Raw genomic sequence first — 25,477 nt, 5'->3', positions numbered from 1 at the left:
TTAAATTTCAAATTTTTAATGTATCTAGAGTATTCGGTAGGTAAAATTTCCTTCTCTAAATTCGATAAAATTTCTTGTGCTTGCGACGTCGCCATTGAATTCCCTTATAAATTAAGCCGCTATTTTAGCTAAATTTCACTAAATTTGCGGTAAATTTCAGTTTATTCACCGGTGATTAAACTGTGAATAAGTGTGAAAGGTGGTTATGAAAATTTTAGGAATTGATCCGGGAACTAGAAATTTAGGCTATGCGATTTTGGAAAAAGATGTGAATAAGATAAAACTCATCGAAGCCGGATTGGTAAAAATGAAGGCCGAAAACGTGCAATTTCAAATGACGCAGATGAGTGAGGCGATCGATCAAATTTTTAGCGCTCATAAGATCGATGAGGTCGCGATAGAATCGATGTTTTATGCCTATAATCCGCAATCTGTTTTAAAGCTTGCTCAGTTTCGCGGCGCGCTGGCCCTTAAAATTTTACAAATTTTTGGTAATTTTGCCGAATACACGCCGCTTCAGATAAAAAAATCGGTCACCGGAAGGGCAAAGGCGGCGAAAGAACAGGTTGCGTTTATGGTGAAGCGGATTTTGGGGATTAATAAGGAGATTAAGCCGCTTGATATTACGGATGCTATAGCTATCGCGCTTACGCATGCAAATGTTATGCGCTTAGCGCCTAAATAGGAGGGTTTTATGAAAATTGCTATTTTGCAAATGGACGTGAAAATAGCTCAAAATTTCAAAGATTGCGAGCAAAATTTTATTTGCGCGCGCAGGCTGATAGATCGTGCGTTAAAGCGCGGTGCGGACGTAGCGGTGCTGCCTGAGGCCTTTAACATGGGCTTTTGCGTACAAAATTTCAAGCGCTTAGCCGACGCGGGAGCTGCGCGAACGAAGGGATTTTTAAGCGAAATTTCGCAAAAAAGCGGCGCTGTTTTAATAGGTGGAGCGATAAATTCTAGGCAAGATAAAATTTATAATTCTGCTTTCGTCTATCAAAACGGAGCTAAAATTTTACGCTACGACAAGATCCACGCCTTCTCACCCGTTCGAGAAAACGAGATCGTAAGCGGCGGCGATAAGCTAGGCATTTGCGAGATAAAATTTCAAAATCGCGCGGTCAAAATTGGCGTCGCGATCTGCTACGATCTGCGCTTTTGCGAAATTTTTCGCGCTTTAGCGCTTCGCGGCGCGCAGATTGTTTTTGTGATCGCGCAGTTCGCGCAAAGCCGCATAGAGCATTTTATCACGCTCGCTAAGGCTCGCGCGATCGAAAATCAAATTTTTATCTGCGCGGTAAACGGCTGCGGCGATACGGGGCAGGGCGAGAGTTTCGGCGGAAATTCCATGCTGATAAATCCCTACGGCGAGATCGTCGCGCGCCTAGGCAAAAAAGAGGCCGTGAAGATTGCTCGAGCGGATTTAAATGAAATTTTAAAATTTCGCGCTAAAATGGATCTTTTAAAAGATATGAAACCTGAAATTTATAAGGAGTTTTGATGAAAACTTTGGTATTTGTGATCGATATGCTAAACGGCTTCGTAAAATTCGGCGCGATGGCCGATCCTAGCATAGCAAAGATCGCTCCTGCGGTGATTAGGCAGATTGAGGCGGCGAAAAATGTGCATTTCATCTGCGACGCTCACGCCGAGCGTGATTTAGAGATGAAGCGCTATCCGATCCACTGTCTAGTTGGCTCGCCCGAAGCGGAGGTGATCGAGGAACTCGCACTCTACGTAAGCGAGCAAAACGTCACTTTTAAGCGCAGCACGAACGGCTTTCATAATTTGGATAAGAAAATTCTGGACGGCTTTGATCGCTTTGTGATTACCGGCTGTTGCACCGATATCTGCGTGATGCAGTTTGCGCTTAGCCTACGCACCTATCTCAACGAAATTGGCGCCGATAAAGACGTCATCGTTCCGCGTGATGCGGTGGCTACATACGATGCGCCGAACCATGAGCGCGGCTACTACGACGAATGTGCACTGAACTTAATGCAAAATGCGGGGATTTTGGTGATTTAAGCTGCGCTTGGATCAGACAGAATTTTAAGTTAAATTTTATAGCGTATAAATTTAAAATTTAGAGCCGCTCTTAAAATTTTGAAATTTTTTGAGTGGTAGAATTTTAAAATTTTAATCTTTTTATTGAATTTAGCTTTGTTTTACCGCGACTGCTTTTGCGACGAAAAATCCCACTACCCCGGAAATTATCGAGCCTAAAAATACCGCGAGCTTGTCCGTGTAATGATACATATCGCTGCCGCCGTATGCCAGACCGTCGACGAAAAGCGCCATCGTAAAGCCAATACCACAGATGATTGCTACTGCGTAAAGCTGCGGCCAGCCTGCGTTTTCCGGCATGTAGGCGATTTTGGCTTTGATTAAGATCCAGCTGAAGGCAAAAATTCCGATCTGTTTACCGAAAAATAGTCCGAGCATAATGCCCATCGGTACCGGGCCGAAAAGGAAGCTAGGACTGATGCCCGCTAGCGAGACGCCTGCGTTTGTAAAGGCAAAGATCGGCAAGATGAAAAAATTTACGGGGTAGGCTAGTCCGTGCTCCATATCCTTTAGCATAGACCCCGAGCGGGTCTTAAGCGGGATACAAAAACCCGCCAATACTCCTGCGATGGTCGCGTGGATGCCGGAGTTTAGTACCATCACCCACAGCACGACGGCTATGATGATAAACGGAAGCTTTTTATCAACGCCAAGTCTGCTCATCGCTAACATTATTGCGACACAGGCAGCTGCGCCGCCTAGATAGATTGCGTTTATGGTAGAGGAATAAAACAAAGCGATGATTAAAATTGCACACAAATCGTCCATTATCGCAAGCGTCAAAACGAAAATTTTAAGGCTCGCGGGGATTTTTTTGCCTAAAAGCGCCATCACGCCCACGGCAAAGGCTATGTCGGTCGCCGTAGGGATTGCCCAGCCCTTCATCGCGACGGCATCGCCCCAGTTGATGATCGAAAATATGATCGCAGGCATCATTACTCCGCCCAAAGCCGCGAAGCTAGGAAGTAAAATTTGTGAGAAATGGCGCAACTGCCCTTCGATCTTTTCGCGCTTAAGCTCAAGTCCAATGGCAAAAAAGAATATCGCCATGAGCACGTCGTTTACCAAAAAATGCATCGATTCATCGAGCTTTGCAGGACCGACGCCTATGGTGAAGCTTAGATGTAAAAACGCCTCGTAGTATTTTGATAAAAAGCCTACGTTTTGAGCGATGATCGCAAGGACTGCGGATAAAAGCAGTATGATCCCCGCGCTACTTTCGCTCGATAAAATTTTTCTTATGATCTGCCGCACATGCTTCCTTTAAAATTTTGTCCTAATTTTATGCAAATTTTAATTAAATTTTTATCAAAGTGCTTAGTTGCTCGGTAAATTCGGCATTATTAGCATCGCATAAAGTATTATAAACATTATGATCGTAGGACCCTCGTTGATCGCACGGAAGTATTTTCCGCTCCTGTGGCACTCGTTTTTTTCAAATTTATACATATAATAATACAGCCACAAATGATAACAGATTAGCAAAACTCCGGCTAGTAATTTTATATGAAAATATCCCATTTTCATAAGCCCCGGATTTAAAATGATAAGCATCACGCCGCTAAAAACCGTCACCGCCATTGCTATCCAGCCGATCGCGTGATACAGCATCCGCTCCATCTTTTTAACGACCTTTACGAAATCCGGCTTGTCTAAATTTTCAGCGTGATAAACATATAGGCGCGGCATATAAAATAGCATCGCCATCCATGAAATAAAACCCGCAAAATGGACAAATTTAAACCAATAGTAACTCATTTTTTCTCCTTAATCTCTCATTAAAATTTCTTTTCGCGCTTCGAATTCCTCTTTGGAAATCGCGCCTTTTTGATACAGCTCATAAAGTGCATCGACCTTTTTCAGACGCCCCTCATAGTCGTCCTCCTCCGTCTCGCTTTCAAAAGCATTTAAATCTTCTACCCAAATTCCTACGAAAAATATGTCTAGCAAAATCCAAATTCCCCAAATCGCCCAAAACAAAAAGCCCACCAAAAACCATAGTGTAAAACTTCCCAGCCAAAATAGCGCGATTTGAGCAAATCCGCTGATAAATTTGCCGCAATAAATTCTATGCAGTCCGCCGCCAATCGGCATAGCTGCGATCCACGAAAACGCACCTAAAAACCAAAGCGCGTAAGCGATATAATTATTTCTCTTCATTTTTCTCCTTTTTTGCGGTGCGTAAGCCCTGAAAAATAAAAATCACTACGGCCAGATCTATCATCACGTCGGCGAAATTAAATACCGCAAACTCAAACCACTTATGCCATGCGACATAATCCACGACGCCGCCACGAATGAAGCGATCAAGTAAATTTGAGCAACCTCCTGCGAGCATCAGCGCAAACGGCATCCAGTGCTCGCAAAAGAGCTTTTTATGACAAAATATATACGCCGCAAGCGCTGAGATAAGCGCGATCTGGATAAATTTTAAATTTTCGCCCAAAAACGCAAACATCGAAAACGCAACGCCGCGGTTAAGCGTAAGCTCTAGCGAAAAAAACTCCCCCTGCCACGAAAAGCCGTTTAAAAATAGAAGTTTGATCGCTTGATCGATCGCAAAGATCACTGCGAAAAGCAAGATAAATTTAATACAGGTCTTAGCCATCTTGCAATCCAAATTTAAATATATAAAGCCTGCGCTTTTTATCCGCGCTTTTCCTGTGGAGCGGACAGCTTGCCGCGTCATAAAATTTTATAAAATCGCTATTCATTTAGGGCTTTGATGAAAAATTTTTCCACTTCATCCATTCGCTTTTGCAGCAGTTTTTCGTTTTTGCCCTCGAGCAAGAGGCGGATAACGTTTTCGGTGCCGGAGTAGCGAAAGAGCGAGCGGATTTTGTCCGCTTTGAGGCTTGCTTCAAGCTCCTTTAGCCCTTTTAATTTTTCAAGCGGCTTTTTATCCGAAATTTTTAAATTCTTTAAAATTTGTGGATAGGGCTTAATCATCCCCGAAAATTCGCTTGCCTTCTTTTTCATATCCAGCATGCAGGCGGCGAATTGCAGCGCGCTTGCGATGCCGTCGCCCGTTTTGGCGTAATCGCCAAAGATCACGTGCCCGCTCTGCTCGCCGCCGAAATTTGCGCCTAGTTCGTGCATTGTCTCAAGTACAAATTTATCGCCTACATTGCAGCGATGAAGCGCGATGTCGTGTTTAGCTAAAAAATCCTCCAGCGCAGAATTACTCATCACTGTGGCTACCATTTTATTGCCTGCTAAGCGATTTTTTCCTTTTAAATAGACTGCTAAAATTCCAAGTAGCGCGTCGCCGTGGATGATCTCGCCGTTTTCATCAACGACTACGAGCCTATCGGCATCCCCGTCGAAGGCAAAGCCGACATCGGCGCGCAATCTTTTGACCTCCGAGGCTAAATTTTGCGGGCTTAACGCGCCGCAAGCATCATTAATATTTTTGCCGTTGGGTTCGTCGCCGATGACGATCGTTTCGGCCCCCAGCTCGTTAAATACCGTAGGTGCGACCTTATAGCTTGCTCCGTTTGCACAATCAAGCACGACGCGAAGCCCGTGCAGCGTCTTTTGCTTCGGGAAAGAATTTTTAATATGCACGATGTATCTGCCGATGACGTCATCCACGCGCTTTGCAGCGCCTATTTGCATCATTTTGGTGCGCGCCTCGGCGATTAGATCGTCGCTGAAATAAATTTTTTCGATCTGCGCTTCCTCTTTTTCATCGAGTTTAAAGCCCTCGCTATTGAAAAATTTAATGCCGTTGTCGTAGTATGGATTGTGGCTCGCGCTTATCATGATGCCCGCGTCGCAGCGCATGTCCTCGGTGAGAAAGGCAATCGCAGGAGTAGGCATCGGCCCGATTTGGCGGACGTTATAGCCTACCGAGGTAAGGCCTGCTACGATCGCAGTTTCTATCATATAACCGCTTCTGCGGGTATCTTTGCCGACTAAAATCATATTCGTAACGGAATTTTTTCTAAAATAAATTCCCGCTGCCATCGCTACGCGCATCGCAAGCTCGGCGGTTAAAAATTCTCCCGCTTTGCCTCGTACGCCGTCCGTTCCGAAAAGTTTCATTATCAAATCCTTGTATAAAAATCGGGAAATTCTACCAGAAAAAGTTTAATCTTAATAAATTTAAACTATATTTAAATTTTACTTAAATTAAGCGTCGATTAAATATTTTTTACGTATAATCGCAGGTTCAAATTTAACCGAAAAGGAACGTTATGGCAAATCACAAATCCGCCGAAAAACGCGCGAGACAAACCATAAAAAGAACGGAGCGAAATAGATTTTATCGCACCAGAGTAAAAAATATCACAAAGGCCGTAAGAGAGGCGGTCGAGAGCAAGGATCTAGACGCAGCGACTCAGGCTCTGAAAACGGCTAATGAAAGCTTCCACAGCTTCGTAAGCAGGGGCTTTTTGAAAAAACAGACCGCGAGCAGAAAAGTAAGCCGCCTAGCCAAACTCGTAAATTCTTTAAAAACCGCCGCGTAAGCGCTACTTACGCATAAAATTTAAATGCTAGCCGATAAACTAAAGCCTTTTTTGGATCGCTATGACGAGCTTTCGCGCATGCTTAGCGATCCCGCAGTTACCGCAGATATCGCTAATATGACGGCGCTATCTAAGGAGCAGCGCAGTATCGAGCCGATCAAAGAGGCGGCTAGCGAGTATCTTAAAATTTTAAATCAGATCGAAGAAAACAAAGCTCTGCTAAGCGATGCCGATCTCGGCGAGCTAGCCAAAGAGGAGCTTAAAAACCTAGAGACGCAAAAACCGCAGCTTGAAGAAAAAATCAAAATTTTACTGCTTCCGAAAGACCCCAACGACGATAAAAATATCTTTTTAGAGATCCGCGCCGGTACAGGCGGCGACGAAGCGGCGCTGTTTGCGGGCGATCTGCTCGGCGCGTATCTGCGCTACGCCGATCTTCGCGGCTATAAATGCGAGATCGTAAGCACTAGCGAAGGCAGCGTCGGCGGCTACAAAGAAGCGATCTTGCTCGTAAAGGGCGCGGGAGCGTATTCGCGGCTAAAATTTGAAGGCGGCACCCACCGCGTGCAGCGCGTCCCTGAAACGGAGAGCCAGGGCAGGGTGCATACCTCTGCAATCACCGTCGCCGTCATGCCCGAGATCGAGGATAGCGAGATACAGATCAATCCAAACGACCTTCGCATAGACGTTATGCGCAGCTCCGGCCACGGCGGGCAGTCCGTAAATACCACCGATAGCGCCGTTCGCATCACTCACATCCCAACCGGTTTAGTCGTCACCAACCAAGACGGCAAGGATCAGCACAAAAACAAAGAAGCGGCGATGAAGGTGCTAAAGGCGCGTCTTTACGATATGCAGGAGCAGGAGCGCTTAGAAAAAGAGCGCAAAGATCGCAAGGATCAGGTGGGCACCGGCGACCGCTCGGGGCGGATTCGTACCTACAACTATCCGCAAAATCGCATCAGTGACCACCGCATAAATTTAACTCTCTACCGCCTGGACGCGATCATGGCGGGCGGCTTGTTCGACGAGATCATCGATCCTCTCATCGCGCACTCTCAAGCCGAAGCGATCGCAAACGCGGGCTATTAAGCCTTTTAAATTTAGACTCTACATCCGTCCGCTTTGCCGAATTTTGCCTCGATCAAAAGAACCAAGATGAAGAAAATTTTTTCATCGTTAAACTTTGCAATCTCACGCAGGTCTTGATCTGCGCTTATGAGCTTGATACCGTTTGATTTCAAAATCGTAGCGAGCTCGTCCACACTAAAGCCCATTTTACCAGCAATCTCTCTAATATTATAGGACTCGATCGCGCCGATGATGCGATCCATATTACAAAAGCCGGGATTTTTGCGCCTTAAGATCACGTCCAAAAACTCGCCCCAGAGCTTTGCGAGCTTTCTTTGCCTAGCAATCACGTGCAAAATCGCGACGCAAAGTAGGCCGAATCCAGCGATCTTATGCAGGCTCATCCACGTCTCGTCGTACTCGCCGCGCGCAAAGCAAGCGCCCGAAAAGCCCAAAATGAGGAGCGCGCAAGCTAGCAGCACGATGAGCGCAAATTTATAAACAATCCCCGCCTTAAGCATCAAATCTCCTTGCTTTTTTTAAAATTTAGCGGCTCAGGCATAGCGCTCGCGGACGCTATGCTGCTGCACCGGTACGCCTCGCCGATCACCGCTATCGTATCGCCTCGGCGTTGTTGCGCCGCCCGCACCGCTGCTTCACTTATACGCTCCGCGGGTCGCCATCGTTGTATCGCGGCGGTATTATTGCGTTGCTCGCACTGCGCTTACGCATCTCGTCGATCGCGGTTGCCATATTGCGGCATTTTATGCTGTCGTCACCGTAATCACGCCGCGTCGCTTTGCGCTGCCTATCCACGGTCACGGCCGTACTGCTCGCTTCGATCGTAGCGCCGTTACGATGATGATTTGCCCGAGCGAAGGTTATGTCATACGACGCCGAGTAGGTACATATTGCCGCTCTGCTTCTCGACTACGGCGTGCCGCCCGTGCTGCCGATGTGTTACGTGCCATCCGACGCACTACCGATTTATCGCGACGCCTGCGCATCGCGCTTCTCGCGCAGCCCCTCATTTAGCATGCCGTTATGCTACCGATCGCGGCTCGGTTTAAAATTTTATCTAGGCGACATCTCCTCGGCGGATCATTTTGCGTTTAAATTTTACCGACTTAATTTCGCGCAAAATCGCGATCGCGCGCCGTCTACCGACCTCCAAGCCGATCGCCGCCGCGTAGTCGTATGGCCCATGACGCCGCCGTGCTGACGACTGCATGTATGGGTCCGAGCATACACGGATGCGAGCCTCTGCACCTATGTACGCGAGCACTAATTACTCATGCGCACAGGCACCTAGCGCCTCGGCTAAGTTTTATCGCCGCTTAATATAAACGAGTAATTTTAATAAATCTGGATTTAAAAAGATATGAATTTAAAGGCGAAATCCCTGCGGCGTGAAATTTCAACGGCCGAATTTAAAGCTCTATCGTCCGCTCAAATATCTCCTCAAGCCCCGTTTGATGCACGATCGCTAGCATGCCGAGGCTAGGCAGATCCGCGCGCAGACCCAGTAGCAGCTCGCGCGCCGAGGCGGGATCGAGCGCGGACGTGATCTCGTCTGCGAAAACAAAGCTCGGCTTGTGGTAATGAATGCGTGCGAAACTAAGCCGCTGCGCCTCCCCGCCGCTTAAAATTTTAACGTAATCGGCGCGTGAGTTTAGCATGCGAGCAAATTTCTTAAGTCCTACGCGGCGTAAAATTTCTAAAAATTCCGCGTCGTCTGCGCGCGGCGGCTGCGGATATGAAATGAGTTCTTTTAGACTAAGCGGCGCTAGATAGGGCTTTTGCGGGATAAACATCACGCCCGTGCGCGGCAGACTGATCTCTCCGCGACCGTATCGCCAAAGCCCCGCCGCGTAGCGCAGAGCCGTGCTTTTGCCCGCGCCGCTCTTGCCCCGCAGCATCACAAACTGCGCGGGCGCAAGCTCGAAGCGTAGATCCTCGATCAGCGGCTCGCCCGCAGGCGTGAAGACCGACAAGCCCTCGCAGCGAGCGGAATTTTCGTCGCTTTGTTTGACGCAAGCACGTAGATTTGCGCTCTCGCCGTCCATGCGCGAGATGAACTCATAGATCCTCTGCACGCTCGCCGCCCACTCCATGATCTGCTTGTAATAGTCCATAAACCACGCAAATCCGTCCTGCACGCTGTAAAACGCCGAGCGCGCCTGCATCATGTCGCCAAAGCTCATCGCGCGCGCCAGATAGAGCGGCAAGCAGGCAAAGATCGGGATTAAATTCGTGATTTTTAGGTAGCTTGCCGAAAAGCATTCGAGGCGAAATTCCGTATTCATGATGCTGCGCCAGTTTCTCATGATCTCGCCGAAGCTCGCGCGAAAGCGGCCGCGCTCGGCATCCTCTCCGCGCATAAAGGCTACGGCTTCTGCGTTTTCGCGCACTAGCAGCAGGTCTGAGCGGTAATTGGCTTCGGCGCGCTGTTTAGCAAAATTTAGCCCCCTAAGCCTGCGCCCGATGAGATGCGTAATCAGCGAGCAAAGGAGAGTATAAATAAGCGCGACATATAGCAAAAAGCCCTCGATCTCAAAGTGCATGCCGAAAATTTCAAATCTCAGCACCTTCGAGACCTGCCACAAGATCGCAACGAAGGCGATGAGCTTGGCGAGATTATAGACGAGCGATTTTACGAGATCGACGCTTTTTTGCACGAGCAGCAAGCTGTCCTCGGCGATACGCTGATCGGGGTTGTCTAGCTTTGCGATCGTTTTTGAAATTTCACGATCTGCGCGAGTTTTGGATGAAATTTTATTCTCGCCTGCGCCGCTTTGCCCTGCTACATTTTGCTCCGCCGTGCTCGGTAAAATTTCAAACCCCTTTGCGTCTCTATGCAAAGCTGCGCTGTCCGCTTCGACTGCGGAACACTCTGCACACTCGTTTAAATTTTCATCTACATTTGCGTCGCCAGATTTTTCTAAATTTGATCCGCCCCTGGCGCTAAAATTTCCATCAAGGCTCGTGCGGTAGAAGTTTGCGTTATGTAGCCATTTGCGCTCCATCATCGCGCTTAGCCGCTCGCGCCAGACGATTACGAGCAGTTTGCGAAGCCAGCTGCCGCAGACGATGAAAAGCACAATGAGCGCCGTGTAGAGCAAAAACTCGCCCACGAGCGCGGGAATGAGCTCGCCCTTAAGCTCGCTTAGCGCGTCGTAAAAGCGCTTATCCCACGCGTTCATCAGCACGCTGATTTTTATGATAGCGAGGCTAAAACCAAGCGCGAGCAGCAGCAGCGCCCACAGCTTCGCCGCGCCCTTGCCGAACCAGTGCGGACGTAGAATTTCAAAAAATTGCTTTAGCGTTTTCAAATTTTCTCTTTAAATTTTAAAATTTAGCGCCGATTACAGCGAAATCGCGGGATTAAATTTGATCCCGCAGACTCGCGAGCGAATTTTATGCTCGCAAGTCTGCGCGTTTAATTCGCTTGGAATTTCGCGAGATTAAATTGCGAAATTAAATTTATCGCCCTTGCCCGCATCGCCTGCAATCGCCCGCACTAATTAATCGCTAATCAACCAAATCGCAAGTTAAATTTTAATCCCGCGGCTTCGTTCAAATTTTACTCGCCTCGCTACGTGCTACTTGCGACAAAGCCTAGTCTCGCGCCTCTGCGCTCGCCTCATCCGCGCCCTTATGAAGCGCGGAATTGTCTATAATCGCGGCAAGTTCGGTCGGCCCGAGTTCGCATAAGCGCAAATTTTATCCGCGCTCAATACGTATAATTTAGCGTTAGCATAAAATTCCGCGGCTCGCCGTAGTAATTATTCATCCCCGCGACGCGATTTTGCGTATTTTGAAAATACTTCTTATCCGTGATGTTTTTGACCGCAAAATTTACGCTAAAGTGTTTGTCGAAATGATAGCCGACGTTTGCGTCCCACAGCGCGTAAGCCTTTTGCGGCGCGGCATAATACGCAACGTTTTCGCGATATATCGAAGCAGTTTTGCTCTGATAGCGCACGCCCGTACCCAGGGCGATCTTACGATTTTCGCCGAGTGGAATTTCATAGTTCGTGTAGAGCTTAAACAGATGCTTCGGAATGTAGCGTTTGGCGTTTGCGCCCTTGCTATAATCGACCGCTGCGGAGGTTCTTTCCGTCTTTAAATAGACGCTGCGGTTGAAAGTATATCCTGCGAACAATTTCCAATCATCCGTGAGCGAGCCTTGCAGCTCGGCATCCACGCCGCGGCTTCGCACCTTGCCCTCGGCGATGGAGTAGTTCGTATTAAGAGGATCGCTCATCGCCCTATTTTTCTGAATGATCTGAAATAGCGCGACATTCGTATTAAGCGCGCCGTCAAAAAATTCTCCCTTCACGCCGGTTTCTAAATTATAGCCGACGACGGGATCTAAAATTTTACCGTCTTTATCGCGCGCAGCTTGCGGCTTAAAAATTTCGGCATAGCTTGCGTACCACGAAAAATTATCTGCAAAATCCCAGACCACTCCCGCATACGGCGTAAAATCCGATTTACTCGGGCTTGCGCTATGCGAAGCCGTACCGCGCAAAATATTATAATAATATCTGCTGTAAGTTACCTTCGAAAAGCGCCCGCCGAGTAAAAAGTGAAAATCGTCGGTTAAGTTTAATCTAGTCCCGAGCGAGATCGCGCGCTGCTTTATAGTAGTGGAGCTTCGGTCTTTAAACGTAGCGGCACTTCTCCAATCGGGCTGAGCGATCCTTGAGCGGTCCCAGTTATAAATGTTCATCCCCAGTGACGCCATAGATGAATCTATTGTCCTAGTCTCGCGCCAATTAAGCTTTTCGTTGCTAAGCGAGCCGTTTAAGAAAAAGTCGTGCTTCTGCCCAAATGCTTCGAATTTACCGTCTAGTCCCGTTTGAAACCCGATCTCTTTGGAGTCGTTATCGTAAATCCTATATCGCACCGTATGCGACGTAGTGCCGTTGTAAGGATTTGCCCCGCCGAGCGCTCCGAATTTTAACATGCTGTCGCTATCGGTATAATTGAGCCTCGCATAGGCTTTCAGATCATCGCTAAATTCGTGCGAGAGTTCGCTGTAGGCGTTAAATTTTTTATATTCGCTTCTGTCCCAATCCGAGCCGAAGTAACTTCTGCGCGGTAAATTTAATAAATTTTTTTGATTATCCAAGACGGGCACGCCGTAAATATCATATACGCCGACGGTTTTTTGCCACAAAAATCCCGCGCTAAGAAGCGTCCTATCGGCTACGTCAAATTCCGTCGAAACGCCGACGCCTTCGCGATAGCCGTTGTGTGGATAGTCCTTAAACGAACCCGTTTTACTTAAAATTCCGATCAACCGCGCGCGTGCCGTACCGCTTTGATTTACCGTATCCGTTACGTCGATCATACCGCGATAATTATCCCAGCTACCGCCGCTTAGACTTGCGTTAAAGCCGAACTGATCGCTCGGACGCTTTCGGATTAAATTTATCGTACCGCCGGGCTCGCCGTTACTTTGCGTAAGGCCCGCTACGCCGCGCAGAACCTCAACGCGATCGTAGAATTCCAAATCGGTAAATTCCTTCGATGAGCCCAGCGGCCCGAACACGGAGCTGGAAACCGAGCTTGCGATGCCGTCTTCTTGGATATTATCGACATAAAAGCCGCGCGAGACGATGCGATTGCCGCCCGCGTCGTTATTTAGCGAAATGCCGGTTGCGTATTTTGAAAGAGCCTCTTCGGCGTTGTGCAGGCTCAGATCTTTTAAAAGCTGATTGGAGATGACGCTTATGGATTGCGGCGTTTCTCTTATGCTTAAATTTAGCCCCGTCGCAGTGCTCATATTGCCCGTCGTATAAGAGCCCGTGCCCTCGGTAGTGGACAGATCGGCCTTGCCCGTGACGTTTATGGTGCCGAGATTATCGTCGTCCGAGCTCTGCAGCGTAGAATTTGCCGCGCTACCGCTTTGTGGCATGGAATTTTGTGTAATGCCTTTAGTAGCGGGGCTTACGACGGCGTTGCCCTGCGGCGCGGAATTTGCAGCGGTAGGGCCTCCAGGCTTTTGCGCAGAGCTTTGCGGAGCCGCACTATTAGAGGCTAAATTTGAAGCCCGCGGCGTGGAACTCCGCGATGCGGCGGCTGCGCGCGAGCTTTGCGATGACGAAATTTTAGAGGCAGAGCTTGCGGCGGACGAGTTTTGAGAAGCGCCGCTATTTTGCGCCGCAGTAAGCCAAAACGGCGAGCAAAGTAGCGCAAAAGAAAGTAAAATTTTACCCTTTTTCATAAAAAATCCTTTTTAGATTTTATAATCTATATCAATTTACTGGCGGTATTATCTTACAATTCTTCTTAAATAATAATAAAATTTTTAATAAACTAAATCATAAAAATTTATATGCAATTACTAATTTAACGGAATTTAATAAGATCTATTGACGAATTTTTAAGCAAAATTTCTATGAATTTGAAAAACAAAGGATTTAAAAATTTAAAATTCTAAAATTCCGCCACTTTAAAATAACGTAAGCGACGGAATTTAGCGTTTATCGGCGTTTGATCTTGCGATTACGATAGCACTAGTACCGGTACAAGTGCATTGTGCAAGATGTCCTCGGAGACGCTGCCTAAAAAGAGCTTTTTGAAAAATCCCTTTGTAAAGGCGCCGGTAGCGATTAGATCGAGGTTATTGGCGCGGCGATATTTAATGATCTCATCGGCGGGCACTTCCGCTTGGATGTATTTGAAAGTGGCGTTTTGAGTGCCTAAAATTTCGCGCGCTAGATCCAACATCCGCTCGCCCTCTGTGACACCCGCATTGATGTGCAAGACATGCTTATGTGCGCTCGCAAGAAGCTTTGAGCTTTTTATAAACTCAAGCGTGCGCTTTGCCGCGTCGGTACCGTCAAATGCAATGAGCACGGAGTTTATCGGCGAAAATTCCTTATTCACGAGCAGCGACGGCACGTGAAGCTCCTTTATTAGCACGCTTGCGTTAAAGCCTACGTCCTCGTTATTTGAGCCCTTGATACCGAGTACAAAAATTTCAGTTTCGTCCTTATACTCAGCGATAACGTCGATGAAATCGCCATCTTTAATGATCTTACTCGCCTTCACGCCCGCAGCAGTCGCAGCGCAGATATATTCATCCAGCATCGCTTCAGCTTCTTCGTGGTCCTTTTCTGCATCCACGCCGCCTAGTGTGGGACTTCCGTAGCTATTTGCAAGGATATCATTCTCTCCTAGGACGATCCCGCCTGCGGCTAGCCCATAAAAATTCTCGCCAAGCTCTGGAATTTCAACCACGTGAATAAATACGAGCTCGGCACCCAAGGTTTTAGCGACGTAAATTCCGTAATCTCTAACCGCTGGGGCAAGCGCATTTTGATCGACGCAAGTGATGACCTTTTTCATTTTTCGTCCTTTTAAAGATAAAATTTTGACCGAAATAAGCTTATCAAATTTTGTATAAAAGTTATTTAAATTCGGCAGATTTGAATGCGGCGCGGGTGATTTTCTAAAATTCTAAAGCCACGCCGCAATAAGTTTGTGAGGCGTGGGCGCGCTTGTGGTAAGCTAGCTCAGACTCGGTGTGACAGGCGATCGAGCAGTTGCAACGTAGTAGCATAGTGGGCGGCTAAAAAGCGTTGCGGGTGCGGCTTGCAGAGTGCGGTGCGGGCGATTTTGAAATTTATTAAGCCGCTAAAGGCGCGGTTTAAAGCGCCGTTATTGCGGTTAGTAGCCCAAAGATGATCCCCGTGAAATTCGCCGCGGCGAGCGGATAGTCCTTTTTAGGCTTTAAAAGACCGTAACTAACCCATATCGTGCAGTTTATCGCAGCTGCAAGCGGCTGGAGAAACGGGACTTTGTTGCCGTCTAAATTTGCCATTATGTTCGGCACGTAGGATACGTACATGATGACCGACAGGCATGTGCCCGCCCAACCTAAAATTTGTAAATTTCTTTCGCTCATCGGCTCTCCTTGTTTTTAAGATACGTTCAAATTTACGAATAAAACGGAGCGGGATTTTGATACATCAAAGAGTAAGAAACAAATTAAAAGATGGCTAGAAATAAAATTTGACTTTAGATTTATAACAGCGCCCTCTTGCCTGCTCGCATCTGCGTAAATTTTAAAGCGGCGTTTGAGGCGCACATTTTAAAACGGCGAAATTTAAAACGCCAGGCGACAGCTGAAATTTAAATTTTAAAGAGATAAAATTTTAAACGACTGAAGCCAAATTTAAGTAAAATTTTACAGGAAAATTACGGTAAAATTTTAAAAATATGAGAAGTAAATTTTATAATTTCTCGGACGTTGAAGATAGGAGTGCTTGCCCTAAGTGCGGAGGTGAACTGCAAGATTATGCCGAGATAGAAAAGTGGAATCAAGCAGAAAAGAATAAAAAGCTTGAAAGATATTATAAATTTGAAAAAGAGTGGTTAAAGACGATAAAAAAGCAAGGAAGCGAGAAATAAAATGCTAAATTATAAAAATATCGGTTCTATTTACGAGCTTGGCTCTTTGTCCAAAAGCGGCTTAGACATATATTTGCTTATCGGATCGCACTTTATGGATAAGATAGATATCTTTAGCAATATCACAACGGATTTTCTTATAGGCGTCAAGTGGATATTCTTCTACGCAGAGAAAGCGTCGCAATTAGAAGATATCTTTGATAGTTTTATAGAGCGGCACGATTTATTGGATATCGTTACATTGTCATACGGAATCGATGAAAAAACGGAGCTTGTAAATCTATTTTTATCTAAGATTACTCCAACAACTATGGGCATATCAATATTAGATGAGAAAAATGCCGCCGAAAACGAGCTATTGCATGAAATTCTAAAAGGCGTAAATAATAAAAATGGCGATGAAATTTAAAAAGAGGTGAGATATGCAGCAAAATGAAGGGTTGTATTATTTAGTAGCTGGATTTCTATCCGATTGGTGCGATATAGAGCTGTTTTGCGATGAATTTTATAAGATGTATGATTTGGAATCGCAATATTTTGCAACCAATAAAGCGGAAGAGCAGGCATTAAAAGAATTGGATATGATGGCGGGTAGATTTTCTGAGTTTGATGAAGATTTTAAAAAGGCTCCTAACGTATTTTTTAAAGAAGGCGAGATAAGGCAAAAGGCAGAAGAAATTTTTCGATTATTTTCTAATATCAAAATTTCTAAAGAGGAATTTTTTAGATTTTTGAAAGAGCAGAGAGGGTTAAATTTTCCGATTGGCGTTGATTTGGGCGAAGGCTATGTAATGTGCCCGAATTGCTCTAATGCAATGAAAGTAGATAAGCGCCAAAGCGTAATTACATGCGATAATAAATATTGCATCGCTAAGCTTATCAATCCTTTGGCAAAATTAACGCTTGCAAAGATCGAGAGTGCGAAATACAATAGCCAAGAAGCCGATTAAAAGGCTCAAGCGGATAAATCTTTGCTAAACTGCAAAAAGGAGTGCGATGCTAAGCGGAAAGGAAATTTACGAGAATTTTTTGTTAAGATTTTCGGACAACGAACGCGATATTATGAAAAATTTGGCGAGAAATATATATGAACTAAACAAAAGAGAGTTTATCATTGAGTTTGATAAAAACAATATATATAAAGTCAGATTTTATGACGACTTTGAGGGATGCTGTGATCCAGGTCTCGAAGAAGGAGAAGAGGGGTGGGATGAGCTATTTTTTGGATTTGAATTTGTAGTTTTAGAGGTTTTATCAACGCAAGCTGCAAAATTTAAAAAAGGCGACTATATCGAATAAACTATAAAAACTATCCCAAAATATTTGATATGGATAGAAATTTGATTTAGATATGATGATTTAATAGAATTATGGAGAAAAATAGATGCTTAATTTAGAAGAGCAGGAATTCCGCATAAAGAGTATGGCGCGGGAGGCCATAAAAGAATGGGATAAATACGATTTAGGCTCGAACGATAGAGCATTCAAATTAAATTAGGTAGCAAAAAACAAAAAATAGGATTTTAATATGATAAAAAATGAATTTGAATTTTTAATTGCCTCCGTGCCGGATAGAGAAAAAGTAGTAGCCGAGATTTGGCATATGGACAGAGAGGCTTTAATAGAGATCAACCATGAAACGAATAAGCTTTTGGTTACTGCTACCGAAACTCGGCATAATATCAATTTTTACGAGCTTATATGGGCGCTATATGCCGGGGGAGTATGGCTAAAAGATGGGAATCAAACACCGAATTTTACGGAGCAGTTTGAGAAATTTTCAAAAAGAAACGGAAGATGCTCGAAAAATATCTTTAAATTTACAAGATATGAAAATAAAGTGAGTATAGAGCATAAAGGAAATGTAATAGCACGTGTCATAAAAGAAGGTGGCTCCCTATCGGTGGGTTTGTTAAATTTTGGATTTGAATTAAAAGACTGCGTAGAGCTCGAAAATTTCGTATGGGCTTTGCAAAATTCTAGGAAACTGCTAGATGGCGCAGTCGTCTAAATATAGCGGCAAAAACATATATAAAGGATAATAAAATGACCGATTATTTCGTAAGAAAGGAAAGCGCGATAAAATTAAATAAGCTTTTGGGGTTAGATTCGGTGGGAGATGAGCAGGATTGGGAGCTAGAATTAGCAGACATCGGCAAAATTACGTCTATGCTAAATCTACTAGAAAACAAGACATTAAATTTCCACGACAAGATTGCTCTATCGCATTTAATTGTCGCTTCGTTTGAGAAAGAGGATGAAGAGCTAGGCACGGTAGACAGGGATAGGATTAAAATATTTGCCGACTTTTTGGACGACAACTTACAAATTAAAAATATCATAAGAGAATACTGGGTAGTTGCGTATGGGAATTTGAGCAAAAATTTAACCTATTTGATATTTGGGGATAGATAAAATTTTGAGCCTATCCATAAAGTATAAATTTTTGAAATTCTAAACAACAAGCGATTAGTACATACCGATAGGTGCTAACAGAATTTTACGCACAGCTCTTTCAAAACAATTCCAAGATAACCTAGAAATTATTTTTTACAAGCGGCGGATGAAGCGATGCGTGCCAAGCTATAGCGACCAAGAAAGACGCTGGCGGCAATGACTCAAACTATTTAACCCAGTCTAAATTTAACCCGCTCCGGCGCATTAAATTTTACGATCGATTTGTGCTAGGTCGCTCGGACATCGCCGGGCCCGAGCGCCGCTTGCTATCAAAGCTTTCAACGCCAAAAGGCTTAAAAGCTCAAAACTGTCCGAAAAGATCGTTCAGCGCCTCGCTGATGCTAGGATGCGTAAAAATTTGGTTTTTGAAAAAGTCCGCCTTCGCGCCCAGTGCCATGGCGATCGCCAGCTCATTAACGATCTCGTGCGCGTTTACGCAGTGAAGCGCCGCGCCTAAAATTTCGCCGCTAGCTGCGTCCACGACCGCTTTCATCATTCCCTCGTCGTGCACTACGACCTTGGCGCCCGGCACCGCCGCCATCGAAAGCTTCAGCACCTTGATCTCGCGTCCGCTCGCCCTTGCCTTGCGCTCGCTAAGGCCGATGCGAGCTAGCGGCGTGCGGGTAAACAGCACGCTTGCATGCGGTGCGCGGTTTTTCGTAGTGCGCGTGCCGTCTCCGAAAAGCGCGCTAAAAATGATTCTAAAATCGTCTAAGCTCGTGTAGGTAAACATCTCGCCGCCGCGCACGTCGCCTGCTGCGTAGATGCCAGCAGCCGAGCTTTGCAGATGCTCATTCGTGATGATATTACCGTATACGTCCGTCTGCACCCCCGCAGCGGCTAAATTTAGCTCGCCAGTATTTGCGCGACGACCGAGGGCGTATAAAAATGCGTCCGCCGCGACCACTCTGCTCTCGCCCGCAAGGTTAAATTTTAGCTCGCCGCCCTTTAAGCTCAAAAACTCGCAGCCCTCGATAATCTCCACGCCTTGGGCCTGCAGAGCGGATTTGACGCTGGCGGCCACGTCCTCATCCTCGTTTTTCATAAATTTCGATCGCATCAGCACGCTGACTTTAGAGCCGAATCCCGCAAACATCGAGGCAAACTCAAGCCCGATAAATCCGCCGCCGATGATTACTAGATGCTTCGGCAGGATCTTTAAATTTAAAATTTCTTCGCTGCTATAAGCGAGCCCTGAGCTTACCTCAAAGCTCGGCTCAACCTCCCTCGAGCCCGTATTTACGACGATCGTTTCTGCCGAAATTTCACGCGTTTGTCCGTCAGGATTTAGCACTCGCACGGAATTCGCGCTCGTAAATGAGCCTTCGCCGTCGATTACATCGATATTCGGGTTACCCTTTAGCATGGCTAAATTTTTCGCCCTCAGCGCCTCTACGAGCTCGTCCTTTTTCTGCATGCTCAGCACGAAATACTCTCCGAGCACGCTAAAATTTACGAAGCCCGCTTCCTTGCTCGCCGTAACTAGCCGCTTGGTTGGGATGCAACCTACGTTGATGCAGGTGCCGCCGTACATCTGCGGTGAGCGCTCGATGAGAGCAACCTTTTTGCCTAGCGCGGCGGATTTTGCGGCAAGGGTTTTGCCCGCTTTGCCAAAGCCTATTACGATGATATCATAATCCATTTTTTATCCTTTTGATCTGAAATTTCGCGGGATTATAAGAGGTTTTATTAAATTTAAAATCTGAGTGGCGCAAATTTAAAGGCGCAGGCAAGAGGCGTGAAATTCCACGATGAAATTCTAACTGCAGCACAGAATTTAATGCGGAAAATAAAAATTTTGGCTCTAATCGTTTTAAAAATTCTGCGCCGATAGAATTAAAATTTTAAGCGCGGGATATGCGGCATTTTATAGCACTTGGTAACGGATAGAATCAAATTCTAAGCCCCAAACCGCTCATAAAATTTAAAGGCACGAAAAACGCGGAATTTGCGCTGTAAAATTCCGCCACTAGCGCTTTTTTACGCCTAGCAAAAACATATCGATGCGGTCCTTGATTAGCTCGCTCGCTTTGAAATTTAGCTTTTCGTCGAAAAATAGCAGCCTGCTAAAATGCGGCTCTCTAAGCAAAAAGCAAAAATATAGCGCTAGGCTTTTTGCCGTGCGCCCGGGCGCAAACTCGCCCGAATGCGCCGCCAAATACTCATCCAGCGCATTCGGCGAACCTAGCACTCCGCTTTTTAAAAAGATTTTTGGGCTCTCGCTAAGCGCGCCGTTAAAGCCGCTGAAAAGTATCAGCCGGTAGAATTTTATCGCCTCCGGAGCAAAAAGAAACTCCAGATAAATCCCTGCAAACTCCTGCAGATACTCGCGCAATTTTAGGTCTTTATTAATTCGCATGCGCTCGTTCATTCGCTCGTCGAGCTTTTTGCTTTGCAGTTCGATGATGCGCAAAAATAGGCTTTCTTTGTTATCAAAATACTTATAAACCGACGATAGCGAGCCGCCGCTAAGCTCGATGATATCGCTTAAGCTCGTAGCTTCGTAGCCTTTGGCTAAAAACAGCTCCAGCGCCGCGTCTAAAATGAGCTTGCAGCGAATTTCGGATTTTTTGTATTTAGGCGATTCGGGCATTTCGCCTCCTTTGAAATACTAAAATTTTTTCATAAGTGTATAAAAAATATACTTAATTAAGCAACATTATTGGGCAAAATTCTAAAAGCTTAGCAAAAAATAATTTGCGCGGCTTTGCAAGCGAAGCGAAATTTTATATCTAGCGGGCGCAAGCGAGCGGAATTTATCGCGCGCCAGCTGCTATAAAGCGGAATCCATCTTTGTAAACGAAGCGTTTAATGCCTATTTTAGGCAAATTTAGCAATAATTACCTAAAACGCTAAAAGGCATCTTTGTATGAAAAAAGTCTCGATCGGCGAAGCAGCCGAAATTTTAGGAATTTCAAAAGAAGCCGTCTATAACCGCATCCGCAGAAATTCCTTGCGAGCCGAGGAAAGCGGCGGCGTACGCTACGTGCTTTTAGATGATGAAATGCAACAAAGCGAGCCCACTTCGCAAAACTCTGCGAAAAGCCCGCGCACCAGTGGCACAGCTGGCACTCAAAGCTTCATCGACTATCTCATCAAAGAAATCTCCGAGCTAAAAGGTAAAATCGAAGCGCTACAAAGCGATAAGGACAGGCTTCACAAAGAAAAAGAAGAAATTTTAATCGCCTCGAAAGATGAAATCAAGCTGATGTATAAAGAGCGCGATGAGAAGCTCAGGTATTTTTTGTCGTTTTTCGACAAACCGCTACTTTCGAGCAAAAGCCGCGAAGCCAAACCCTACGATGTCGAAATTAAAGAAAAAACCTTCGATCGTAGCGAATGGACGAGCCTTGCAAAATTCATAAAATCGCTCAAACGCAAAAAGCGCCTCAAAGCGCAAAGCCTAATCATCGAAAACATAGGCAAGAGCGAGTTTATCCGCGTCGAGGGAAATGAACTTTTGATAAATCAAAGCCTAGATATAAAATCACTGAAAGGATCTAAATGAAACTACGTAAAATCGCTAGCTATGCGCTGGTAGGCGGCTTCGGGCTCGTTATGGCGGGCTCGTTAGCGGGCTGCGACGATAGGGGGCAGGAGCAAAATGTCCGTCTGCAAGAAGGCGCGCTCGTGCGGCTCGAAGAGGTTGCGCCGGGAAAATATAAAATTTTAGAGGAATTCCCGAGCGAAAAAACTCAGATCATCTTAAGATCGCTCGACGGCACGGAGAGAATTTTAAGCGACGAAGAAACCAAAGCCCTTCTAGCCGAAGAAAACGCTAAAATCGACGCCGGCACTTCAAATTTAACCAATCAAAACGCGCAGCTTAGCAGCGGCGGCATGAGCCTGGGCGAAGCGATCTTGGCAAGCGCTGCAGGCGCCATCATCGGCTCGTGGATCGGCGGCAAGCTGTTTAACAACCCGGCCTACCAAAGTCAGCGCCAAACCGCCTACAAAAGCCCGAGCGCCTACTCCAGAAGTGTCGATAGCTTCAATCAAGCAAAGCAGCAAAACGCCAAGGCGCGAAGCGGCAGAAGCGGATTTTTCGGCGGAAGCAAGAGAGGCAAGAGTGGCGGATTTTTCGGCGGCTAAACGCGCTTTGAAATATGCGGCGACTTTACGCGGCGAGTTTAAATTTGGAGCGTAGAGTTTAAAATTTGCGTGAAATTTAGCATTGATTTGACGTCGATTTTTCAAAAACGCGCGATGAAGCTTGACTAAATTTCATCGCTTCTGCCGCGCCCGGTCCACACCGCGCAAGCGCGCCGTTTAAATTTAGCCGCACATCTCGCGCAGCTTAAATTTACGCATGATCTACGCTAATTAAATTTTGCCGTGCGCGCTTTAAATTTACGCGAAGCCGTATGCGTATCAAAACCAGCAAAAGCCGCGAAGATCGCGGCGCAAATGAGTTAAAATTTTAAAAAAAGGATAAAAATGCAACTAAAAAAGATAACGCCGTTAAGCAACGAATATCTCGAAAAGCTCGGCTTTTACTGGCACACGGACGCAGACGAGACCCCTTACGTCAGCGACGAGATCGTGCGCGTGAGCGCTGCGGAGGCGGATGCGTATTACGAAGCGGCGAACGAGCTATATGAGATGTTTGTCGCGGCTGCGCAGCATGTCATCGACAACAACCTCTTCCACGAGCTCGGCATCCCCTTCAACCTCGTCGATCTAATCAAGCAAAGCTGGGAAAACGAGGTGCACTGGCACCTATACGGGCGCTTCGATTTCGCAGGCGGGCTGGACGGCAAGCCGATCAAGCTGATAGAATTTAACGCCGACACGCCTACGGCGGTGTTTGAGACGGCGATCATCCAGTGGGCGATGCTCAAAGAAAACGGCATGGACGAGGCGAGCCAGTTCAACGACCTTTACGACGCGCTGCGCGATAATTTCAAGCGGCTCGTGGTGCTTGACGGCGAGCTCGAGGACTTTTCCAAATTTTACGAGGGGTGGAAAATTCTATTTAGCAGCGTCGCGGGCAACGTCGAGGATGAAAAGACGACGAAACTTTTGCAGCAGACCGCGGAGGATGCGGGCTTTAAGACGCGCTTTGCCTACGTGGACGAGGTGGAATTTAACGACGAAGAGGGGGTGTTTTTTGAGGGCGAAAACTACGAGTATTGGTTCAAGCTCATCCCTTGGGAGGCGATCGCGATCGAGGAGGGCGAGCTCGCGCTCATCTTAAAAAACATCGTGCAAAACCAAAAGGCGATCATCCTAAACCCCGCATACACGCTGCTTTTCCAAAGCAAGGGGATTATGAAAATCCTGTGGGATCTGTATCCGAACCACCCGCTGCTGCTGCAAAGCTCCTTTTCGCCGATCATCGGTAAAAAGATGATCAAAAAGCCGTTTTTGGCGCGCGAGGGGGCGAATGTGGCGATTTTCGACGCTGACGGTAGAAAGATAGAGGAAAACGGCGGCGAATACGGAAATCAGAAATTTTTATATCAGGAATTTTACGAGCTAAACAAAGACGAGCGCGCCCAGAGCTACCAAGCGGGGGTGTTTTTCGCATACGAAGGCTGCGCGCTGGGCTTCCGCAAGGGCGGCGAGATACTTGATAATCTCTCAAAATTTGTGGGGCACTACATCGAGGACGCGAAGTAGCAGCGCGTCAAATTTTATAAAATTTAAAGAATTTTAGGGCGGAGTATTTTGGCGATGGTTTTGGCGGCAAGGCTCTGCCGGCGGTAAATTTTATCGCTGGCGGCGGCGAAATTTACCGCTAGGAGGCTACGGTAAAATTTAACGTAGCGTCGCGACCGGAATTCTGCGCGGATAAAATTCCGCGCAGCTCAAATTCACGTGAACTAAAATTCCGCGCAGAGCAAGATTTGCGCGAGCGAAATTTTAAAATTTAAACGCGAGCGGCAAAAATTTATCTCTCGCTTCGGTGCAAATTAGAATTTTAAAATTTAGACGCAGGTTTCAGCGGCGGTAAAATTTACCGCTTGCTTCGATGCGTATTAGAATTCTGAAATTTAACGCTCCGCGCGGCTGCGGCTTAAAATTTTAAAACGCAAAGGGAAAAATATGAAAATCGTATGTTTGGATGCCGCGACGCTGGGAAGCGATGCCGATCTTAGCGAGATCGCGGGCTTGGGCGAGTTTGAAAGCTACGAGATGACCGAGCCCGCGCAAACCGCGCAGCGCCTAGCCGGCGCCGATGTCGTCATAACCAACAAAGTCCTAATCACGGATCAGATCATGGCGCAAACCGTGCTTAAGCTGATCTGCGTCAGCGCCACTGGCACAAATAACGTCGACATGCAGGCCGCGCAAGCTCGCGGCATCGCGGTAAAGAACGTGGCGGGCTATTCGACGAACAGCGTCGTGCAGCAGACCTTCGCGTCGCTGTTTGCGCTGACCAACGCGCTCGGATATTACGCGGATTACGGCAGCAGCGGCAAATGGTGCGAGAGCGAAATTTTTACTCACATTGACGCGCCCATCAGCGAAATTTACGGCAAAGAATTCGGCGTCATCGGGCTTGGACAGATCGGCGTAAAGGTCGCCCGTATCGCCGCCGCGTTCGGCGCGAACGTGAGATACTACTCCACCAGCGGCGCAAACGATAACGGCGAGTTCGCCAGAGTGAGCCTGGACGCGCTTTTGAGGGCATGCGACATCATCTCGATCCATGCCCCGCTAAATCAAAAAACGGCGGGATTGATCGGCGAAGCGGAGCTTGCGAAGATGAAAGATGGGGCGATCTTGATGAATTTCGGCCGCGGCGGCATCGTGGATGAGGACGCGCTGGCTCGCGCCGTGGACGAACGAGGCCTGCGTACGGCGCTTGACGTGCTGCAAACAGAGCCGATGAGGGCGGATCATCCGCTTTTGCGCGTGAAAAATCGCCGCAACGTCATCATCACGCCTCACATCGCATGGGCGAGCATAGAGGCCCGCAAACGGCTGATAAAGATGATCGCGCAAAATATTAGGGATTTTATGAGCGGTAAATGAAT

Annotated in this window: 27 protein-coding genes; 15 read left to right on the top strand and 12 right to left on the bottom strand. The window is 46.7% G+C overall.

Annotated elements, in window-relative coordinates; genetic code table 11:
- Positions 1–205: 205 nt before the first annotated feature.
- From ruvC to Q0274_RS05415, 3 genes are read left to right on the top strand one after another with little or no spacing between them, the layout of a single operon-like run.
- On the top strand, positions 206–685 hold the full coding sequence (gene ruvC / locus Q0274_RS05425) for a crossover junction endodeoxyribonuclease RuvC (protein WP_298028244.1): 480 nt from the start codon (positions 206–208) through the stop codon (positions 683–685).
- A gap of 9 nt (positions 686–694) precedes the next feature.
- Positions 695–1,501, top strand: a complete 807-nt coding sequence (locus Q0274_RS05420; protein ID WP_298028243.1) for a nitrilase-related carbon-nitrogen hydrolase — start codon at positions 695–697, stop codon at positions 1,499–1,501.
- Positions 1,501–2,028 (top strand): cysteine hydrolase family protein, encoded by a 528-nt coding sequence (locus Q0274_RS05415; RefSeq protein ID WP_298028242.1) that lies wholly within the window; start codon positions 1,501–1,503, stop codon positions 2,026–2,028. The genes Q0274_RS05420 and Q0274_RS05415 overlap by 1 nt, the downstream gene beginning before the upstream one ends.
- A gap of 129 nt (positions 2,029–2,157) precedes the next feature.
- Here the strand turns inward: Q0274_RS05415 and nhaA are convergent, their stop codons facing one another.
- From nhaA to glmM, 5 genes are all read right to left on the bottom strand, one after another.
- On the bottom strand, positions 2,158–3,321 hold the full coding sequence (gene nhaA / locus Q0274_RS05410; protein ID WP_298028241.1) for a Na+/H+ antiporter NhaA: 1,164 nt from the start codon (positions 3,319–3,321) through the stop codon (positions 2,158–2,160).
- Between the two features lie 63 nt (positions 3,322–3,384).
- The gene (locus Q0274_RS05405; RefSeq protein WP_177386933.1) at positions 3,385–3,825 is read right to left on the bottom strand and encodes a CopD family protein; all 441 of its coding nucleotides are present in this window, start codon (positions 3,823–3,825) and stop codon (positions 3,385–3,387) included.
- 9 nt (positions 3,826–3,834) lie between these two features.
- The gene (locus Q0274_RS05400) at positions 3,835–4,227 is read right to left on the bottom strand and encodes an SHOCT domain-containing protein (RefSeq protein ID WP_298028240.1); all 393 of its coding nucleotides are present in this window, start codon (positions 4,225–4,227) and stop codon (positions 3,835–3,837) included.
- Positions 4,214–4,675: a signal peptidase II gene (gene lspA, locus Q0274_RS05395; protein ID WP_298028239.1), complete on the bottom strand. Its 462-nt coding sequence runs from the start codon at positions 4,673–4,675 to the stop codon at positions 4,214–4,216. Before lspA ends, Q0274_RS05400 begins: the two co-directional genes overlap by 14 nt.
- A gap of 98 nt (positions 4,676–4,773) precedes the next feature.
- Positions 4,774–6,114, bottom strand: a complete 1,341-nt coding sequence (glmM, locus tag Q0274_RS05390) for a phosphoglucosamine mutase (RefSeq protein ID WP_298028238.1) — start codon at positions 6,112–6,114, stop codon at positions 4,774–4,776.
- A 152-nt stretch (positions 6,115–6,266) separates the two neighbouring features.
- Between glmM and rpsT the strand changes: the two genes are divergently transcribed.
- Positions 6,267–6,539, top strand: a complete 273-nt coding sequence (gene rpsT, locus Q0274_RS05385) for a 30S ribosomal protein S20 (RefSeq protein ID WP_291938896.1) — start codon at positions 6,267–6,269, stop codon at positions 6,537–6,539.
- A gap of 24 nt (positions 6,540–6,563) precedes the next feature.
- Entirely contained in the window at positions 6,564–7,631 is a 1,068-nt protein-coding gene (prfA, locus tag Q0274_RS05380) for a peptide chain release factor 1 (protein ID WP_298028237.1), read from the top strand.
- Between the two features lie 11 nt (positions 7,632–7,642).
- Here the strand turns inward: prfA and Q0274_RS05375 are convergent, their stop codons facing one another.
- The 5 genes from Q0274_RS05375 to Q0274_RS05355 all read right to left on the bottom strand — a co-directional run bounded on the left by Q0274_RS05375 (position 7,643) and on the right by Q0274_RS05355 (position 15,531).
- Positions 7,643–8,131, bottom strand: a complete 489-nt coding sequence (locus Q0274_RS05375; protein WP_298028236.1) for a chemotaxis protein — start codon at positions 8,129–8,131, stop codon at positions 7,643–7,645.
- A 909-nt stretch (positions 8,132–9,040) separates the two neighbouring features.
- Positions 9,041–10,942, bottom strand: coding sequence for an ABC transporter ATP-binding protein/permease (locus Q0274_RS05370; RefSeq protein ID WP_298028235.1), 1,902 nt, complete (start codon positions 10,940–10,942; stop codon positions 9,041–9,043).
- Positions 10,943–11,343: 401 nt separating this feature from the next.
- Complete coding sequence (locus Q0274_RS05365) at positions 11,344–13,845, bottom strand: TonB-dependent siderophore receptor (RefSeq protein WP_298028233.1); 2,502 nt, start codon at positions 13,843–13,845, stop codon at positions 11,344–11,346.
- A gap of 281 nt (positions 13,846–14,126) precedes the next feature.
- The gene (locus Q0274_RS05360) at positions 14,127–14,972 is read right to left on the bottom strand and encodes a universal stress protein (protein WP_298028231.1); all 846 of its coding nucleotides are present in this window, start codon (positions 14,970–14,972) and stop codon (positions 14,127–14,129) included.
- Between the two features lie 301 nt (positions 14,973–15,273).
- A complete protein-coding gene (locus Q0274_RS05355) occupies positions 15,274–15,531 on the bottom strand; it encodes a SemiSWEET family transporter (protein ID WP_298028229.1) in 258 nt (85 codons plus the stop codon).
- 314 nt (positions 15,532–15,845) lie between these two features.
- Here Q0274_RS05355 and Q0274_RS05350 point away from each other — a divergent pair, with 314 nt between their 5' ends.
- The 6 genes from Q0274_RS05350 (at position 15,846) to Q0274_RS05325 (ending at position 18,452) form a co-directional block, all read left to right on the top strand.
- Positions 15,846–16,037 (top strand): hypothetical protein, encoded by a 192-nt coding sequence (locus tag Q0274_RS05350; protein ID WP_298028227.1) that lies wholly within the window; start codon positions 15,846–15,848, stop codon positions 16,035–16,037.
- Between the two features lies 1 nt (position 16,038).
- Entirely contained in the window at positions 16,039–16,446 is a 408-nt protein-coding gene (locus Q0274_RS05345) for a hypothetical protein (protein WP_298028225.1), read from the top strand.
- Between the two features lie 13 nt (positions 16,447–16,459).
- Positions 16,460–16,987: a hypothetical protein gene (locus tag Q0274_RS05340; RefSeq protein WP_298028224.1), complete on the top strand. Its 528-nt coding sequence runs from the start codon at positions 16,460–16,462 to the stop codon at positions 16,985–16,987.
- A gap of 46 nt (positions 16,988–17,033) precedes the next feature.
- Positions 17,034–17,336 (top strand): hypothetical protein, encoded by a 303-nt coding sequence (locus Q0274_RS05335; protein ID WP_298028222.1) that lies wholly within the window; start codon positions 17,034–17,036, stop codon positions 17,334–17,336.
- 229 nt (positions 17,337–17,565) lie between these two features.
- Positions 17,566–18,048, top strand: a complete 483-nt coding sequence (locus Q0274_RS05330; RefSeq protein ID WP_298028221.1) for a hypothetical protein — start codon at positions 17,566–17,568, stop codon at positions 18,046–18,048.
- Positions 18,049–18,083: 35 nt separating this feature from the next.
- Positions 18,084–18,452, top strand: coding sequence for a hypothetical protein (locus Q0274_RS05325; protein ID WP_298028219.1), 369 nt, complete (start codon positions 18,084–18,086; stop codon positions 18,450–18,452).
- Positions 18,453–18,795: 343 nt separating this feature from the next.
- Here the strand turns inward: Q0274_RS05325 and Q0274_RS05320 are convergent, their stop codons facing one another.
- Both Q0274_RS05320 and Q0274_RS05315 read right to left on the bottom strand, forming a co-directional pair.
- On the bottom strand, positions 18,796–20,136 hold the full coding sequence (locus Q0274_RS05320) for an FAD-dependent oxidoreductase (RefSeq protein ID WP_298028217.1): 1,341 nt from the start codon (positions 20,134–20,136) through the stop codon (positions 18,796–18,798).
- 327 nt (positions 20,137–20,463) lie between these two features.
- Entirely contained in the window at positions 20,464–21,087 is a 624-nt protein-coding gene (locus tag Q0274_RS05315) for a TetR/AcrR family transcriptional regulator (protein WP_298028216.1), read from the bottom strand.
- Between the two features lie 276 nt (positions 21,088–21,363).
- Here Q0274_RS05315 and Q0274_RS05310 point away from each other — a divergent pair, with 276 nt between their 5' ends.
- The 4 genes from Q0274_RS05310 (at position 21,364) to Q0274_RS05295 (ending at position 25,475) form a co-directional block, all read left to right on the top strand.
- Positions 21,364–22,002: a helix-turn-helix domain-containing protein gene (locus Q0274_RS05310; protein WP_298028214.1), complete on the top strand. Its 639-nt coding sequence runs from the start codon at positions 21,364–21,366 to the stop codon at positions 22,000–22,002.
- Complete coding sequence (locus tag Q0274_RS05305) at positions 21,999–22,586, top strand: UPF0323 family lipoprotein (RefSeq protein ID WP_298028212.1); 588 nt, start codon at positions 21,999–22,001, stop codon at positions 22,584–22,586. Before Q0274_RS05310 ends, Q0274_RS05305 begins: the two co-directional genes overlap by 4 nt.
- A gap of 345 nt (positions 22,587–22,931) precedes the next feature.
- Complete coding sequence (locus Q0274_RS05300) at positions 22,932–24,116, top strand: glutathionylspermidine synthase family protein (protein WP_298028210.1); 1,185 nt, start codon at positions 22,932–22,934, stop codon at positions 24,114–24,116.
- Positions 24,117–24,542: 426 nt separating this feature from the next.
- Entirely contained in the window at positions 24,543–25,475 is a 933-nt protein-coding gene (locus Q0274_RS05295; protein WP_298028208.1) for a D-2-hydroxyacid dehydrogenase, read from the top strand.
- The last annotated feature ends 2 nt before the right edge of the window (positions 25,476–25,477 follow it).

This window comes from uncultured Campylobacter sp., from assembly GCF_937973075.1.
Lineage (GTDB): Bacteria > Campylobacterota > Campylobacteria > Campylobacterales > Campylobacteraceae > Campylobacter_B.
Note: the sequence above shows the minus strand (reverse complement) of the source record. Positions and strands in the feature narration are given on the sequence as shown.

What these genes read in the sequence shown, in the direction of transcription:
- Q0274_RS05415 (WP_298028242.1), top strand. Translation starts at nt 1,501, where the DNA reads ATGAAAACTTTGGTATTTGTGATCGATATGCTAAACGGCTTCGTAAAA.
- Q0274_RS05295 (WP_298028208.1), top strand. Translation starts at nt 24,543, where the DNA reads ATGAAAATCGTATGTTTGGATGCCGCGACGCTGGGAAGCGATGCCGAT.
- Q0274_RS05345 (WP_298028225.1), top strand. Translation starts at nt 16,039, where the DNA reads ATGCTAAATTATAAAAATATCGGTTCTATTTACGAGCTTGGCTCTTTG.
- lspA (WP_298028239.1), bottom strand. Translation starts at nt 4,675, where the DNA reads ATGGCTAAGACCTGTATTAAATTTATCTTGCTTTTCGCAGTGATCTTT.
- Q0274_RS05310 (WP_298028214.1), top strand. Translation starts at nt 21,364, where the DNA reads ATGAAAAAAGTCTCGATCGGCGAAGCAGCCGAAATTTTAGGAATTTCA.
- Q0274_RS05355 (WP_298028229.1), bottom strand. Translation starts at nt 15,531, where the DNA reads ATGAGCGAAAGAAATTTACAAATTTTAGGTTGGGCGGGCACATGCCTG.
- Q0274_RS05420 (WP_298028243.1), top strand. Translation starts at nt 695, where the DNA reads ATGAAAATTGCTATTTTGCAAATGGACGTGAAAATAGCTCAAAATTTC.
- prfA (WP_298028237.1), top strand. Translation starts at nt 6,564, where the DNA reads ATGCTAGCCGATAAACTAAAGCCTTTTTTGGATCGCTATGACGAGCTT.
- Q0274_RS05365 (WP_298028233.1), bottom strand. Translation starts at nt 13,845, where the DNA reads ATGAAAAAGGGTAAAATTTTACTTTCTTTTGCGCTACTTTGCTCGCCG.
- Q0274_RS05330 (WP_298028221.1), top strand. Translation starts at nt 17,566, where the DNA reads ATGATAAAAAATGAATTTGAATTTTTAATTGCCTCCGTGCCGGATAGA.
- rpsT (WP_291938896.1), top strand. Translation starts at nt 6,267, where the DNA reads ATGGCAAATCACAAATCCGCCGAAAAACGCGCGAGACAAACCATAAAA.
- Q0274_RS05305 (WP_298028212.1), top strand. Translation starts at nt 21,999, where the DNA reads ATGAAACTACGTAAAATCGCTAGCTATGCGCTGGTAGGCGGCTTCGGG.
- Q0274_RS05350 (WP_298028227.1), top strand. Translation starts at nt 15,846, where the DNA reads ATGAGAAGTAAATTTTATAATTTCTCGGACGTTGAAGATAGGAGTGCT.
- Q0274_RS05405 (WP_177386933.1), bottom strand. Translation starts at nt 3,825, where the DNA reads ATGAGTTACTATTGGTTTAAATTTGTCCATTTTGCGGGTTTTATTTCA.
- Q0274_RS05320 (WP_298028217.1), bottom strand. Translation starts at nt 20,136, where the DNA reads ATGGATTATGATATCATCGTAATAGGCTTTGGCAAAGCGGGCAAAACC.
- Q0274_RS05360 (WP_298028231.1), bottom strand. Translation starts at nt 14,972, where the DNA reads ATGAAAAAGGTCATCACTTGCGTCGATCAAAATGCGCTTGCCCCAGCG.
- Q0274_RS05340 (WP_298028224.1), top strand. Translation starts at nt 16,460, where the DNA reads ATGCAGCAAAATGAAGGGTTGTATTATTTAGTAGCTGGATTTCTATCC.
- Q0274_RS05300 (WP_298028210.1), top strand. Translation starts at nt 22,932, where the DNA reads ATGCAACTAAAAAAGATAACGCCGTTAAGCAACGAATATCTCGAAAAG.
- ruvC (WP_298028244.1), top strand. Translation starts at nt 206, where the DNA reads ATGAAAATTTTAGGAATTGATCCGGGAACTAGAAATTTAGGCTATGCG.
- glmM (WP_298028238.1), bottom strand. Translation starts at nt 6,114, where the DNA reads ATGAAACTTTTCGGAACGGACGGCGTACGAGGCAAAGCGGGAGAATTT.
- Q0274_RS05325 (WP_298028219.1), top strand. Translation starts at nt 18,084, where the DNA reads ATGACCGATTATTTCGTAAGAAAGGAAAGCGCGATAAAATTAAATAAG.
- Q0274_RS05335 (WP_298028222.1), top strand. Translation starts at nt 17,034, where the DNA reads ATGCTAAGCGGAAAGGAAATTTACGAGAATTTTTTGTTAAGATTTTCG.
- Q0274_RS05375 (WP_298028236.1), bottom strand. Translation starts at nt 8,131, where the DNA reads ATGCTTAAGGCGGGGATTGTTTATAAATTTGCGCTCATCGTGCTGCTA.
- Q0274_RS05400 (WP_298028240.1), bottom strand. Translation starts at nt 4,227, where the DNA reads ATGAAGAGAAATAATTATATCGCTTACGCGCTTTGGTTTTTAGGTGCG.
- Q0274_RS05315 (WP_298028216.1), bottom strand. Translation starts at nt 21,087, where the DNA reads ATGCCCGAATCGCCTAAATACAAAAAATCCGAAATTCGCTGCAAGCTC.